Raw genomic sequence first — 14,094 nt, 5'->3', positions numbered from 1 at the left:
AATGGACCTCTAGCGGGAGAGCTCGCCCTCTTGCTAGAGGCCCTCGCCTCGCCCACTTGCCTTCAGGCCACCTGCTGAGCTTCCGTCGTGTTGTCCTTCGAATCGCACCGCAGACGTTGCCCGGCGTACTCCGGCGGGCCGAACAAAACCAGCCAGCGCTCCTTGAAGGTTAGCCCCGGCGTGGTTGCGTCACGGTACATATCCCGCCACTCATGGAAATTCAGCGTTACCGGGTTGTGAGTACGGATCTGCCGTGGGATACCGTAGTCTGGCTGTTCGTTCTCATCTTCCTCGACGAAGGTGCCGAACAGGCGATCCCAGATGATCAGGATGCCGCCGTAATTACGGTCGATGTACTTCGGATTGCGACCGTGGTGGGCGCGATGGTGGGAAGGGGTGTTGAGCACCCATTCCAGTGGCCCCAATTTGCCAACAGTCTGGGTGTGGATAAAGAACTGGTAGGCAAGACTGATGGCGACCGCGAAAATCACCGTCTCCGGCGGAAAGCCAATCAGCACGATCGGCAACCAGAACAGCCACATGCCGGTGATCGGATAGGTGACACTCTGGCGGAACGCGGTGGACAGGTTGAGCTTTTCCGACGAATGATGCACCACGTGGGAACACCAGAACCAGCGCACGCGGTGATGGGCACGGTGGAACCAATAGTAGACAAAGTCCTGGATGATGAAGAGCAGCACCACCGACCACGCCGTGAAGGGAATCTCGAACAGACGCACGTCAAACAGGGCGTTATAGACAACGATTGTCAGCAAAGCCGCCAGCACGTCGCTGGCCTGATACAGGCCCGCCAGCATCATGTTGCTCAGGGTATCGGCCCAGGTGTACGTCGCCGACGGGTAGGCCCCCTGACTGCCTCGCAAATGCAGCCACTCACCCGCCATGGCCAGCAGGAAGACCGGCGCCAGGGCAAGGGTGACCAGGTGAGGGTCGAAACCGAGAAGATCCGTCAGGGGTGTCGGGGACATACTGGCTCCAGTAGCATCTACACTGGAGCCAGTATGACACCGGCTTGCGCCGGAACCGCTGGCCGATTCCGACGGATTGACTGGCAAATTCCGTCAGTGCAGTTTCAGGCGCGGGTGCATGGCGCGGCTGATGCGGTCCATCAGCCAGATCACACCGGTGCGAAGCAGACCGTGCAGGGCCACCTGATGCATGCGGTAGAGGGAGATATAGAACAGCCGCGCCACCTTGCCTTCGATGTACATGCTGCGACCGGACAGGTTGCCCATCAAGTTACCGACGGTGGTGTAACGACTGAAGTTGATCAGCGAGCCGTGGTCGTTGTAGACGAAGGCCACCGCGTCCTTGCCCTGCAACCGGTTGACCAGGGTCTCAAACAGGGCGTCCGCCTGCTGGTGCGCAGCCTGGGCCCGGGGCGGCACCGGTCGGTCGGAGTCCGGCTGTGGGCAGGCAGCGCAATCGCCCAAAGCAAAGATGTTGACGTCGTTCGTGGTTTGCAGGGTCTGTTTCACCACCAGTTGGTTCCCGCGATTGGTTTCAAGACCGTCGAGTTCGGCCAGGAAGGCCGGCGCCTTGATGCCAGCAGCCCAGATGGTCATTTCCGAGGGAATTTCCGTGCCATCTATCACCAGGCTTTGCGGTCGGATCTCCCGCACGGGATCGCCAGTGAGCACCTTGACGTTGAGCCGCTCAAGCTCCCGGGTTGCCCCCTTGGAGAGACGCGTCGGAAGTGCCGGCAGGATTCGGTCTGCGGCTTCGATGATGGTGATACTGACGTCTTCCGGTCGTAGGTGATTCATGCCGTAGACGGGCAACTCGCGAGAAGCCAGACGCAGCTCTGCCGCAAGCTCCACCCCGGTCGCACCTGCACCGATAATCGTGATCGGCAGGGTGTGGGGGCGTCCCTCCTGCGCTTCGTGGTTCTTGCGCAGGAAGGCATTGAGCATCAGGTTGTGGAAGCGCCTGGCCTGGCGCAGACTGTCCAGGAACAGGCAGTGCTCCTGGGCGCCTGGAGTGCCGAAATCATTGGCGGTGCTGCCTACAGCGATGACCAGGGTGTCGTAGGTGATGTGCCGTGCAGGAACGACTTCTTGCCCCTCTTCATCATGGAAGGCATCGATCACAATCTGGCGCTTGTCGCGATCCAGCCCACCCATGCGGCCCAGTTGGAATTCGTAGTGGTGCTTGCGGGCGTGAGCCCGGTAGTTTATCTCGTTGGCGCTGGCGTCCAGGGAGCCGGAGGCCACTTCGTGCAGGAGCGGTTTCCAGACGTGGGTGAGGCCGGAGTCGACCAGGGTGATGCGGGCCTTTTTCTTCTTTCCCAGCTTGTTTCCCAGGCGCGTGACAAGCTCAAGACCACCGGCGCCACCGCCGACGACCACGATGTGGTGCAGAGTTTCCATTGTTTAGATTCCATAAGAAAAGACAGCCAAACGCTCTGCCTTCCGTTCCAGACGGAGGGAAAGCCTTTGGCTGTCTTCACTTGCGCAAGGGCCGGTAACATCTGACATTATCGTAACCAGAGGCTACAGGCGGCTCAATGCGACTTCCGAGGGGCATGGTAGCGATCTGCCACCGCGATGCAACGACTGCCGATGATCTGAACAACGCCGTAAACACTAGACATAGAGAAAATCGGACTGATAAAACATAAGCAGATTTACCAAGGAAGCCGTTGGTTACGTCCTGAACCCTTTCTACCTCGTGTTCAGGGCGTAACCAAATTTCCCGAGATCACAGCATCCGGAGTGCACGAATCAATCCCAACAAGGAGCCAACCGTGAAACTTACAGTGAAAGGCATCACCGACGGACAGCCAGTTCCGGAAACATTCGCCTTTGGCGTATATAGCGAAGAGGACCATATGAGTTTCGGTCCCAACCGCAATCCGGAGCTGGAGTGGTCGGATGCGCCCGAAGGCACCAAGAGCTTCGTGGTCATCATGTTCGACCCGGATGTGCCCAGCAAGGCGGATGACGTCAACCAGGAAGGCAAGGTGGTGCCCAGAGATCTGCCCCGGGTGGATTTCTTCCACTGGCTGCTGGTGGATGTTCCGCCAGATATGACCCGGATTCCCGAAGGCGCCGACAGCGATGGCGTTATCCCCAAAGGCAAGCCGCCCGGATCCGGTCCGATAGGTGTCCGTGGTGTTAACACCTTTACCCACTTTCTTGCAGGCAACCCTGACATGGCCGGCACCTACGGCGGCTATGACGGTCCCTGCCCACCCTGGAACGACGAGTTGGTGCACCATTACCACTATGAGGTCCATGCCCTCGACGTCGAAAGCCTGGGTCTGACCGGAGAATTCGAGGGCGACGCCGTGCGCGAAGCCATGAAGGACCACGTACTGGCCTCCGCCCGTGTCACCGGCACTTACACCCTGAACCCGGATTTGCGGTAATTAAAGCCGACAGGTCGTATGATCCAGTCGAAAAATCCTGAAAAACAAAGGGCACGCTTCCGAGCGTGCCCTTTGTCTATCCGTCCGGCGAAATCTCCACCGCAAGAAGGGGACCTGACCGTCCGGCGCAGTCCTCAGTGATGCAAGATCTGCTGCAGGAACTGCTGGGTCCGTGCTTCCTGCGGATTGCCGAAGAAATCATGGGGCGGCGCCGATTCGACGATCTCGCCGCCGTCCATGAAAATCACCCGGTCCGCGACCGTTTTGGCGAAGCCCATCTCGTGCGTTACGCAAATCATGGTCATGCCGCTACTGGCCAGTTCGATCATGGTGTCGAGCACCTCCTTGATCATCTCTGGATCCAACGCTGACGTCGGCTCGTCGAACAGCATGATCTTGGGCTTCATACACAATGCACGGGCGATGGCGACCCGCTGCTGCTGACCGCCGGATAGTTGGCCCGGGTACTTGTGGGCCTGGTCCGGGATCTTGACCCGCTTGAGGTAGTCCATTGCGGTGGCTTCGGCTTCCTTACGCGGCGTCTTGCGAACCCAGATCGGCGCTACGCAGCAGTTCTCCAGCACAGTCATGTGTGGGAACAGGTTGAAGTGCTGGAACACCATGCCGACTTCCCGCCGCACGCTGTCGATCTGGCGCACGTCGTCGGTCAGTTCCACATCATCGACGATGATCTTACCCTGCTGGTGTTCTTCCAGCCGGTTGATGCAGCGGATGAAGGTGGATTTACCCGAACCTGACGGGCCACAGATGACGATCCGCTCGCCCTGGGAAACATCCAGGTTGAGGCCCTTGAGCACGTGGAAGCTGCCATACCACTTGTGCATGTCTTCCACGCGGATGATGGTTTTCTCCGCCTTGGCGGAATCCACGACCTGCTGGTCCTGCGTACTTTGCGTCTGTTCACTCATGTTTCGTATCCATCAGGTCCTGTGACCGGTATCAAGCTTGCGTTCAAGGTTCTGGCTGTAGCGGGACATACCGAAGCAGAACACCCAGAAACAGAAGGCGACGAAGACATAGCCCTCGATCGCAACGTTCTGCCATGCGGGGTCAGTGACTGTCGACTGGACCGTTCCGAGTATGTCGAACAGGCCGATGATCAGCACCAGGGTGGTGTCCTTGAACAGGGCAATAAAGGTGTTGACGATGCCGGGGATGACCAGCTTGAGTGCCTGGGGCAGCACGATCAGACCCATCTTGCGCCAGTATCCGAGACCCAGCGCGCTGGCTGCCTCGTACTGGCCGCGAGGGATCGCCTGCAGGCCACCACGGACCACTTCCGCCATGTAGGCTGACTGCCAGAGGGTAATCCCGATCAGCGCACGCAGCAGCTTCTCGAAGTTCATCCCTTCAGGCAGGAACAGCGGCAACATCACCGAAGCCATGAATAGAACGGTGATCAACGGCACCGCCCGCCAGACTTCGATAAAGACCACGCAGATACCGCGGATGATCGGCATATCCGAGCGCCGGCCCAGCGCCAGCACGATACCGATCGGCAGCGACGCCAATATCCCGACATACGCAAGGATCAGCGTCAGCATTAGTCCGCCCCATTTATGGGTAGGAACCGTTTCCAGTCCGAACCAGCCACCGCTGATCAGGAAATAGCCGACAATGGGCAGACCGCTCACTGCAAACAGACCGAGCCAACGCCGGGCCGGGAAGCCCTCGATGAACTGCGGAACGATGCAGATCGCCAACAGGGCGAACATGATGTTGACCCGCCACTGTTCGTCGCCGGGGTAAAACCCGTAGATGAAGAAGTTCAGCCGCTGGTTGATGAACACCCAGCAGGCCCCTTCGCCCACACAGGCTTCCGGCGAATCGCCGATGAAGTTGGCATCGAGGAACAGCCAGTTCAACAGGGGCCCGACACTGGTGACCAGCAGATAGCCGATCACCACCGTCAGCAAGGTGTTGTACCAGGTGTTGAACAGGTTCCGGCGCACCCACTGGACCGGGCCGACGGTGCGCTTCGGAGGTGACATTACTGACTCGGTCATCATCTCTCCTTAAGCGCGACGGCGCGGTTGTAGATGTTCATGAACAGGGAAATCAGCAGACTGATCGTGAGGTAGACGCCCATGGTCATGGCGACCACTTCCACCGCCTGGCCGGTCTGGTTCAGGGTCGTGCCCATGAACACGGACACCAGGTCCGGATAGCCAATGGCCGTCGCGAGGGACGAGTTCTTCACCAGGTTCAGGTATTGGCTGGTCAGGGGCGGGATGATGACGCGCATGGCCTGGGGGATAACCACCAGACGCAGGGTCATTCCGGATTTCAGCCCGAGTGCCTGCGCGGCTTCGGTCTGACCCTTGCTGACCGCCATGATGCCGGAACGAACGATCTCGGCGATAAAGCTCGCGGTATAGATCGACAGGGCGAACCAGAGCGCGGCGAGTTCCGGGATCATGGTGATGCCGCCGCCGAAGTTAAAGCCTTTCAGCTCGGGAATATCCCAGGAAATAGGCCCACCCGCTGCCAGGTAGGCAAGCAGCGGCAGTCCGATCAGGACAGCAACGCTCACCTTGACTGTCGGGAATATCTTACCTGTTGCCATCTGCCGACGCTTGGCCAGGATACGGATGATGACCACGGCAGCGATGGCAATGACAATCGCTGCGGCCACCCAGCCAAAACCGGGCTCAGCCACGGGATCGGGAAGATAGAGGCCCCGGTTGTTGAGAAACAGCAGGCCACCCACATCGACACTCTGTCGGGGTGATGGCAGGTTCCGCAACACGGCGAAATACCAGAAGAAAATCTGCAGCAGCAGCGGGATGTTTCGGATCACCTCAACATAGACCAGCGCGATCTTGGCAATCAACCAGTTGCTGGAGAGCCTAGCAACGCCGATGATGAAGCCCAGAACGGTTGCAGCGATGATCCCCATTCCGGAGACCAACAGGGTATTGAGCAACCCGACCCAGAACGTTCGGCCATAGGACATGGTCGCGTCATAGGGAATCAGGCTCATGATGATGCCGAAGCCGGCGGACTGGTTGAGGAAATCGAAGCCGGTACTGATACCGCGGCTTTCCATATTGGCCAGCGTATTATCGATTAGCGCCCAGCCAGACCAGAAAACCGCAGCAATCGCTACGGCCTGGAAGATGAGTGCGCGTACCCGTGGATCATTCCAGGGCTTACGCCGGGTTTGTTCGTAATGGGGGTTAGAGTCGTTCATGCAGAATCCCGAAAAGCACCCTTGGGTAATGCGTTATTCAAGGCACAAACCGACGGACAGGCGTCCGCCGGTTTGCAGTTGCTATCGGGTATTAGCGCAGCGGCGGCGCGTACATGATGCCGCCTTCGGTCCACAGGGCGTTCAGCCCACGCTCCAGGTCGAGCGGGGTCCCCGGGCCGACGTTGCGGTTGTACATTTCGCCGTAGTTGCCCACTTCCTTGACGATGTCATAGCCGAACTCAGCCGGCAGACCGAGCTTCTCACCCATATCACCGTCGGTGCCCAGCAGACGCTGGATATTGGGGTTGTCGGACTCTTTCATCTTGTCGACGTTCTCGGAGGTGATGCCCAGCTCTTCAGCGTTGATCTGCGCGAACAGGACCCACTTGACGATGTTGAACCACTGGTCGTCACCCTGGCGCACCACCGGGCCCAACGGCTCCTTGGAGATGGTGTTCGGCAGGATCACCGCGCTAGACGGATCCGACAGCTTGGAGCGAAGCGCCGCCAACTGGGAACGGTCGGAGGTCAGTACGTCACAGCGGCCTGAAGCGAAGCCCTGTACGGTCTGCTCGGAGGTGTCGAAGACCAGCGGCTTGAACTCCATATCGTTGGCGCGGAAGTAATCCGCCAGGTTGAGCTCGGTGGTGGTGCCGGCCTGGATACAGAAGGTGGCGCCGTCCAGTTCGGAGGCATCGCTTACGCCAATTTCCTTACGTACCAGGAAACCCTGACCGTCGTAGTAGTTGGTTCCCGTGAAGTTCAGACCCAGGGATGCATCACGCGTCAGGGTCCAGGTGGTGTTACGGGATAGCACATCGATTTCGCCGGACTGCAACGCCGTGAAGCGCTCCTTGGCCGTCAGCGGGGTGAACTGTACCTTGGCGCCGTCACCAAAAATTGCCGCGGCTACCGCGCGACAGGTATCCACGTCGATGCCGGTCCAGTTACCTTTGTCGTCCGGTTGTGAAAAGCCCGGCAGACCGGTGGTTACACCACATTGAAGATGACCTCTATCTTTCACGCTTTCCAGGGTGGTTGCCGCCATGGCATTACCGGCTGCCAGTGTGCCAATCAGCGTAGCCGCTCCCGCAGCGAGTGTTATCAGTTTTTTCATTATGAGTCGTCTCCGAATCTCGGTTGTGTGCATAGCAACCCCGCAACAGCAAGGCCTAAGCCAAGCTTTGCAAGTTGTTGATTTTGTTTTATTTAGATTACGCTATCGCGCAAAACCACAGCTTTTGGCATTCATTCGGGGAGCAAAACTGCCCCTTATTAGTGCGCGGTTTGAAAACCTGACCAATCATGAAAGCCTGAGTACAGAATAGGGGAAAATTTCAAAATTGCACCGATTTGGTGAACAGTACAGTTGAAATCTGTACCGGCGGTTTGCCTGCCTGACCCGGAAGATGGTTTTCGAGCTTAATTTAGTGACGCTGCATTGTGGGGCAGGCCGCTCCAGGATGGGTCACTCGCCCTACCCCCACGGCTGGCAGACGTACGCCCCTGGTGCAAGGGCTCACAGTGCCAGCAGCGCGCCAACGCTATGTTTAAAGGCTACCTATTCAACGCGCCTCTTCACTGACTACCTGGTGTCGGCTGGCCATGAACATGAACGCAAAGGATCAGAGGCGGCATCGAACGACGGCCGCTTTGACCGGTCACACCGCCTGAGTCGCTTTTTTACCGTCGATACGGAATCGTTATAACTACGTGATACGTATGTTCAAAGCATCCGATAATGTATCGCCTTGAGTGTATAGGCATGTCTCCATGCCATGAGCACCAGTCACCCGATGGAGCCCATATGTCCGTAACAGCCACGCGCCTGAAGCGTATTCCAGTCAAAGAACTCGTGGCGCCCCGCCATATCGATAGCTGGACCCATACTCGCCAGGGGGAGCCCCGGGGCTATATCGATGCCGATCAACTCAAGGAGCTCTGGATTCATACCGGCACTGCCTGCAACCTGGCCTGCCCGTTTTGCCTGGAGGGCTCGCACCCCGGGGATGGGCGCATTCCCGGCATGAAGCTGAGCGACGTCAAACCCTTCATCCATGAAGCAGTGGAGATGGGCGTCGAGCAGTTTTCTTTTACCGGCGGCGAACCCTTCGTCATCCGCGACTTCATCAACATCCTCGATTACGCCAGCCAGCACCGGCCCTGCTTCGTACTGACCAACGCTACCGATCCGCTGCTGAAGCGGACGCACCAGTTGCTGCCGCTACGGGACAATTCCCACCCGGTTCGTTTTCGCGTCAGTCTGGATTTCCCGGACCGCGCACGGCATGACGTGGATCGCGGCGAGGGGAGTTTTGATAAGGCACTGGAGGGCATCCGCTGGCTGCATGACAACGGCTTCCATGTCTCCATCGCTCGCCAGAGCGATGCCGAGGAAGATCCCGAACAGGTGGAAGCAGCGTTCCGTAATATCTTCCGTAAGGCGGACATTCCCGAAGACCTGGCCTTTACTGCCTTTCCGGACTTCGGCACACCGGGTTCGGAAGACGGCAGCCCTGAAATTACCGAAACCTGCATGGAAAAGTACCCAACCGGGGAAAGCCGCGCTCACTTCATGTGTACCTATACCCGGATGCTGGTCAAGAAAGACGACCGGGTGCGCGTCTACGCCTGCACCCTGGTGGACGACGACCCGGACTATGACCTTGGCGGCAGCCTGAAGGAGAGTATGGACACCCGCATCATGCTGCGCCATCACCGCTGTTTTGCCTGCTACCGCTTTGGCGCCAGCTGCAGCTCGCCAGGCTGACCTCGGCGCCCGCCATGGCAGCCGAGAACCGACCAACTCCACAAGAAGGAACTTTCACGCATGTCGTTCGCCGAAGCGGGCCTGTTCTGGGGCTTTCTGATCGTTTACGGCGTGGTGATGTACGCCCTGTCGCCACGCAGCACCAATCCGGCCTCCTTCTACCGGGGTGCCGACGAACGGGGCAACCCGGTGGGTCAATGGCAGCTCACAGCCAGCATCTTCATCAGCTGGATCTTCGCCAAGTCCGTCACCAACGCCGCGAACCTGGGCGCAGCCTATGGTGTGGTGGGCGGCCTGGCCTATGCCACCTATTGGCTGTCGATTCCCGTGGCGGGTTACATCATTTACCTGATCCGGACCCAGACCGGCGCGACCAGCCTGCAGGACTTCCTCACTTCGCGCTTCGGCCGGTTGGCCGCCCTGGCCTTTGCGGCGGCGATCCTGATTCGCCTGTACAACGAAGTCTGGAGTAATACGGCGGTGGTCGGCGGCTACTTCGGCTTGCCCGGCGACTGGCAGTACTACACCGCCGCCATGCTATTCACCGCGTTTACCCTGGCCTATAGCCTGAAGGGCGGGCTGCGTAGCTCGATCTTCACAGACGTAATCCAGGCCGTGCTGTTCGTTTTCTTCGTGGCTGCAGTGCTTTTCCTGATCGTTCCCGCCAACGATACCGGTACGCTGCTGACCACCGGCGAGTTCCGCCTGGATGCCGGGGCCGACTTGTTGCTGGTGGCGGGGCTGCAGATCTTCAGCTACCCGTTTCACGATCCGGTACTCACCGACCGGGGCTTCGTGAACCGGGAAAAGACCATGCTCAAGAGTTTCGTCGTCGCCGGCCTGTTGGGGTTCGTGGCGGTGTTTATCTTCAGTCTGGTGGGCGTGCACGCCCAGCTCAACGGCATTGAGGCGGGCAGCAACGCGCCGGCGGCGGTTGGTGCGGCCCTGGGGCTGACGGCGCTGTTTTTCATGAGCGTGGTGATGATGACCTCCGCCGGCTCGACGCTGGATTCCACCTTTACCTCGCTGGCCAAGTCCATCGCGGTGGATCTGCCGCGCCTGGCCCGCCGCGCTTCTGAGAAAATTCCCTCCATGCGCGCTGGGGCCGTGGTGATGGTCGCCTTCGCCATCCTCGGCAACCTGCCGATGTTCGCTGGCACCGACATCCTTAAGGCCACGACCATTTCCGGCACCATGGTGATGGGCCTGGCACCGGTGTTCCTGTTTTACGGCTTCACCCGCTGGTCGCCCTGGAGTTTCCACCTGAGTTTCTGGAGCGGGATTGTCCTGGGCGTGTTGCTGGCAATCGGCCTGATCCCCGCCAGCTGGAATATCGGCGAAGGTAAATACGCAGCGCTGTTGGGCGTCAATGCCTGGGGCATCCTGATCTGCACCGCCGGCTTCTTCCTGCCCATCATCGCCCAGCGACTGTTCGGACGCCGGGCGGTTTCGAGGGAAGCTTGATTGTGACCGAAAGGCCAGGGCGCACTTGCCCGATCCACTACCGCTACCGGCCTGAACAGCTTTGTAAGGCGCCTGACCCGGCCGATGCCGATGTGATCTATATTGTCGGCGGTCTGTATGGCAATCCGTTCGCGCTTGATGCCATCGAGGCCCTGGCCGACCAGGAACGCGCGCAAGGCCATCGCGTGCGACTGGTCTTCAATGGCGACTTCAACTGGTTCAACCGGGACGCTGAGGCTTTCCAGCAAATCAACAACCGCGTGCTGGCACACGACGTCGTGCTCGGCAACGTGGAATACGAACTCGCCCACCCCAGCCCGAACGCTGGTTGCGGCTGTGCTTACCCCGACTTCGTCGACGACGCGGTCGTTGCTCGCTCCAACCGGATCATGCGGGCGCTGCAGGCCATTGCTGCGGACTTTCCGGAGATTCAGTCGCGATTGCGTCGCGCACCACGCTGGCAATGTCTGACCCTGGCGGACCAGCGCATACTGATCCTGCATGGCGACCCGGAGTCCCTAGCCGGGTGGGGCCTGGCCCATGAAGTTCTGAGTCAGCGGAAACACGACGTACGGGTTGCGGACTGGTTCACTCGCACCGATGCCGACCTGATCGCCTGTACTCACACCTGCCTTCCGGCGATCTGGCAAGATGATTACTACACCGTCACTAACAATGGCTCCGCCGGCATGGGTAATCTGAAAGACGATCATCGCGGGTTGGTGACCCGCATCGCGACGAACGTGGCTTCAGTGCCGCCAACCGATGCGCTCATGACGGTCCACCAAGGGCCGTTGGCCGTATCATTAATGCCCGTTCCATTCGATCTCGAGGGGTGGCTGTCGCTGTTCGACCGCTGGTGGCCCACTGGCAGTGATGCGGCACTCTCCTATCGTTCGCGTATTCTGTGGGGAACGCCGCTGGACGCCTTGGACCTCGTTTTCCGGCGCTCCTGATGGGAGGACACCAACGGCAAAAGGGTTGCGTAGTCGCTGCAAGGCAACCTGGGTTTATTTGATTTTTATTTCGTGGTCTATATAATTACAGCACTAAAGATTAAGTCGATTGCCCACTTAAACGTTCGGAAACAGCCGTTTAGGCGGTTTTTAAAGCGTGCGCCGACGGATAGCCAAGCGCACACTGTCGTGGCAATTGAATTCAACTCTAAATGACTGAGTGCCCGAAACGACTATGACCACAGAAGGTTCGAATACCACCGCCATCACCTTTCGCACACCGACGAAGGATGATGGCTTCTGGCTCCACAACCTGGTAGGCGAGTGCCCGCCGCTCGACCCCAATTCCGTCTACTGCAACCTGTTGCAGACCAGCCACTTCGCCGAGACCGGCGTGGCCGCCGAACTGGACGGCGAACTGGTTGGCTTTATCTCCGGTTACATCCCCCCGCAGCAGCCCGACACCATCTTCATCTGGCAGGTGGCGGTCCACGAGAAAGGTCGTGGCCAGGGTCTGGCGAAGCGCATGCTTAAGGAAATCGTTAAGCGTGATGCCTGCAAAAACGTCAAATATATGGAAACCACCATCACCGAGGACAACGAGGCGTCCTGGGCGCTGTTCCGCTCGTTTGCGCGGGACCTCGGTGCGGAGGTCACCTATACCGAGCATTTTGAGAAAGACACCCACTTCGGTGGGAAACATGACTCAGAATTCCTGCTCCGGATTGGCCCCTTCACCAAGCCTGTAGACGGTTAAGGCCGGCCCTGCGACGCCGGAGCCCTTCTGATTGACGAGGCTCCGGCAACTAACCCGCAGTTGCCGGCGAATGCGACCGAAACCGTATCTCCGGCGCTGCATTCACCTCGAACCTGAAATGCTAAGAGGCAAGACAATGGAAATCTTCAAGACGACCGAATCCGAAGTCCGCGTTTACTCCCGATCTTTTCCGGTGATCTTCAACCGGGCCAAGAACGCGCACCTGTACACCGAAGATGGCAAGGCCTACCTGGACTTCCTGGCTGGCGCAGGTTCACTGAACTACGGTCACAACAACGATATCCTGAAGAAGGCACTGCTCGAGTACATCGAGAGCGATGGCGTTAGCCAGGGCCTGGACATGTTCACCACGGCCAAGCATGACTTCATGGAAGCCTACAAGAAGTACATCCTTGAGCCCCGCGGCCTGGATTACAAGATGCAGTTCACCGGTCCGACCGGCACCAACTGTGTCGAAGCGGCGCTGAAGCTGGCGCGCAAGGTCAAGGGTCGCGACACCGTGATCTCCTTCACCAACGGTTTCCACGGCGTATCCCTCGGTGCCGTTGCCGCAACCGGTAACAAGCACCACCGCGGCGGTGCCGGCGTACCGCTGGGCGGCGTCAATTTCATGCCGTACGACGGCTACCTGGGCGATGACGTCGACACCATTGCCATGATCGACAAGATGCTGAGCGACGGCTCTTCCGGCATCGAAACCCCGGCGGCGGTCATCGTCGAGGCGGTCCAGGGCGAAGGTGGCCTGAACGCGGCCCGCGCCGAGTGGCTACAGAAGCTTGAGAAGCTGTGCCAGAAGCACGACATCCTGCTGATCGTCGACGACATCCAGGCGGGCAACGGTCGTACCGGTGAGTTCTTCAGCTTCGAGTTCGCCGGCATCAAGCCGGATATCGTTACCGTCTCCAAGTCCTTGAGCGCCTATGGCCTGCCGATGGCCCTGGTCCTGTTCAAGCGCGAACTGGACGTGTGGTCCTCAGGCGAGCACAACGGCACCTTCCGCGGTAACAACATGGCCTTCGCCACCGCCACGGCTGCATTGGAGACCTACTGGAAGGACAACAGTTTCGCCGAGGAAGTGAAGAAGAAAGCGGGCATCCTGAACAAGGGTCTGAAGGCAATCAGCGATCAGTTCAGCGGTCAGTTCAAGGTCAAGGGCCGCGGCATGATGCAGGGTATCGCCTGTCGCGATGGAGACCTGGCCGGCAAGATTTCCGCCAGGGCCTTCGAGAAAGGCCTGATCATCGAGACCGCAGGTCCCGACGATGAAGTGGTTAAGTGCCTGATGCCGCTGACCATCAGCGAGGAAGACCTGCAAAAAGGCCTGGACCTGTTGAAGGAAAGCGTCGAAGACGTTATGAAGGAAGATATGAGTCAGGCATCCTGAGTTTATTGACGTTGATGCCTGCTGCCTGACATGACGTCAGGCCCGGAGGGCCGACTGACGGCCGGGACGCCACCAGGCGCGTTCGGCCCTCCGCTCTAATACTCCCGGCGCAAATTCAAGCGACCGAAGACGATAAC

Annotated in this window: 12 protein-coding genes; 6 read left to right on the top strand and 6 right to left on the bottom strand. The window is 59.1% G+C overall.

Annotated elements, in window-relative coordinates:
• Window positions 1–62 precede the first annotated feature (62 nt).
• Both RE428_RS01140 and RE428_RS01135 read right to left on the bottom strand, forming a co-directional pair.
• Window positions 63–989, bottom strand: coding sequence for a sterol desaturase family protein (locus RE428_RS01140; RefSeq protein ID WP_004579385.1), 927 nt, complete (start codon window positions 987–989; stop codon window positions 63–65).
• A gap of 93 nt (window positions 990–1,082) precedes the next feature.
• On the bottom strand, window positions 1,083–2,390 hold the full coding sequence (locus tag RE428_RS01135; RefSeq protein WP_004579386.1) for an NAD(P)/FAD-dependent oxidoreductase: 1,308 nt from the start codon (window positions 2,388–2,390) through the stop codon (window positions 1,083–1,085).
• A gap of 377 nt (window positions 2,391–2,767) precedes the next feature.
• Between RE428_RS01135 and RE428_RS01130 the strand changes: the two genes are divergently transcribed.
• A complete protein-coding gene (locus RE428_RS01130) occupies window positions 2,768–3,391 on the top strand; it encodes a YbhB/YbcL family Raf kinase inhibitor-like protein (RefSeq protein ID WP_004579387.1) in 624 nt (207 codons plus the stop codon).
• A 134-nt stretch (window positions 3,392–3,525) separates the two neighbouring features.
• Here the strand turns inward: RE428_RS01130 and RE428_RS01125 are convergent, their stop codons facing one another.
• The 4 genes from RE428_RS01125 to RE428_RS01110 all read right to left on the bottom strand — a co-directional run bounded on the left by RE428_RS01125 (window position 3,526) and on the right by RE428_RS01110 (window position 7,722).
• On the bottom strand, window positions 3,526–4,236 hold the full coding sequence (locus RE428_RS01125) for an amino acid ABC transporter ATP-binding protein (protein ID WP_227500263.1): 711 nt from the start codon (window positions 4,234–4,236) through the stop codon (window positions 3,526–3,528).
• A 96-nt stretch (window positions 4,237–4,332) separates the two neighbouring features.
• Entirely contained in the window at window positions 4,333–5,418 is a 1,086-nt protein-coding gene (locus RE428_RS01120) for an amino acid ABC transporter permease (RefSeq protein ID WP_004579389.1), read from the bottom strand.
• Window positions 5,418–6,605 carry an amino acid ABC transporter permease gene (locus RE428_RS01115; protein ID WP_004579390.1) on the bottom strand — a complete coding sequence of 396 codons (1,188 nt, stop codon included), beginning with the start codon at window positions 6,603–6,605 and terminating at the stop codon, window positions 5,418–5,420. Before RE428_RS01115 ends, RE428_RS01120 begins: the two co-directional genes overlap by 1 nt.
• 91 nt (window positions 6,606–6,696) lie before the next feature.
• The gene (locus RE428_RS01110; RefSeq protein WP_004579391.1) at window positions 6,697–7,722 is read right to left on the bottom strand and encodes an amino acid ABC transporter substrate-binding protein; all 1,026 of its coding nucleotides are present in this window, start codon (window positions 7,720–7,722) and stop codon (window positions 6,697–6,699) included.
• Between the two features lie 690 nt (window positions 7,723–8,412).
• Here RE428_RS01110 and RE428_RS01105 point away from each other — a divergent pair.
• The 5 genes from RE428_RS01105 (at window position 8,413) to ectB (ending at window position 13,957) form a co-directional block, all read left to right on the top strand.
• Entirely contained in the window at window positions 8,413–9,375 is a 963-nt protein-coding gene (locus RE428_RS01105) for a radical SAM protein (protein ID WP_004579392.1), read from the top strand.
• A gap of 60 nt (window positions 9,376–9,435) precedes the next feature.
• Entirely contained in the window at window positions 9,436–10,839 is a 1,404-nt protein-coding gene (locus RE428_RS01100) for a sodium:solute symporter family transporter (protein ID WP_004579393.1), read from the top strand.
• Window positions 10,840–10,841: 2 nt separating this feature from the next.
• Complete coding sequence (locus RE428_RS01095; protein ID WP_040882311.1) at window positions 10,842–11,795, top strand: hypothetical protein; 954 nt, start codon at window positions 10,842–10,844, stop codon at window positions 11,793–11,795.
• A 235-nt stretch (window positions 11,796–12,030) separates the two neighbouring features.
• Window positions 12,031–12,552: a diaminobutyrate acetyltransferase gene (gene ectA, locus RE428_RS01090; protein WP_004579395.1), complete on the top strand. Its 522-nt coding sequence runs from the start codon at window positions 12,031–12,033 to the stop codon at window positions 12,550–12,552.
• A gap of 136 nt (window positions 12,553–12,688) precedes the next feature.
• Window positions 12,689–13,957 carry a diaminobutyrate--2-oxoglutarate transaminase gene (gene ectB, locus RE428_RS01085; protein ID WP_004579396.1) on the top strand — a complete coding sequence of 423 codons (1,269 nt, stop codon included), beginning with the start codon at window positions 12,689–12,691 and terminating at the stop codon, window positions 13,955–13,957.
• The last annotated feature ends 137 nt before the right edge of the window (window positions 13,958–14,094 follow it).

It is taken from the genome of Marinobacter nanhaiticus D15-8W (assembly GCF_036511935.1).
GTDB lineage: Bacteria > Pseudomonadota > Gammaproteobacteria > Pseudomonadales > Oleiphilaceae > Marinobacter_A > Marinobacter_A nanhaiticus.
The sequence above is the reverse complement of the archived record's forward strand: the minus strand, read 5'-3'. Positions and strand labels throughout refer to the sequence as shown.

What these genes read in the sequence shown, in the direction of transcription:
- RE428_RS01140 (WP_004579385.1), bottom strand. Translation starts at nt 989, where the DNA reads ATGTCCCCGACACCCCTGACGGATCTTCTCGGTTTCGACCCTCACCTG.
- RE428_RS01135 (WP_004579386.1), bottom strand. Translation starts at nt 2,390, where the DNA reads ATGGAAACTCTGCACCACATCGTGGTCGTCGGCGGTGGCGCCGGTGGT.
- RE428_RS01125 (WP_227500263.1), bottom strand. Translation starts at nt 4,236, where the DNA reads ATGCACAAGTGGTATGGCAGCTTCCACGTGCTCAAGGGCCTCAACCTG.
- RE428_RS01120 (WP_004579389.1), bottom strand. Translation starts at nt 5,418, where the DNA reads ATGACCGAGTCAGTAATGTCACCTCCGAAGCGCACCGTCGGCCCGGTC.
- RE428_RS01115 (WP_004579390.1), bottom strand. Translation starts at nt 6,605, where the DNA reads ATGAACGACTCTAACCCCCATTACGAACAAACCCGGCGTAAGCCCTGG.
- RE428_RS01110 (WP_004579391.1), bottom strand. Translation starts at nt 7,722, where the DNA reads ATGAAAAAACTGATAACACTCGCTGCGGGAGCGGCTACGCTGATTGGC.
- RE428_RS01105 (WP_004579392.1), top strand. Translation starts at nt 8,413, where the DNA reads ATGTCCGTAACAGCCACGCGCCTGAAGCGTATTCCAGTCAAAGAACTC.
- RE428_RS01100 (WP_004579393.1), top strand. Translation starts at nt 9,436, where the DNA reads ATGTCGTTCGCCGAAGCGGGCCTGTTCTGGGGCTTTCTGATCGTTTAC.
- ectA (WP_004579395.1), top strand. Translation starts at nt 12,031, where the DNA reads ATGACCACAGAAGGTTCGAATACCACCGCCATCACCTTTCGCACACCG.
- ectB (WP_004579396.1), top strand. Translation starts at nt 12,689, where the DNA reads ATGGAAATCTTCAAGACGACCGAATCCGAAGTCCGCGTTTACTCCCGA.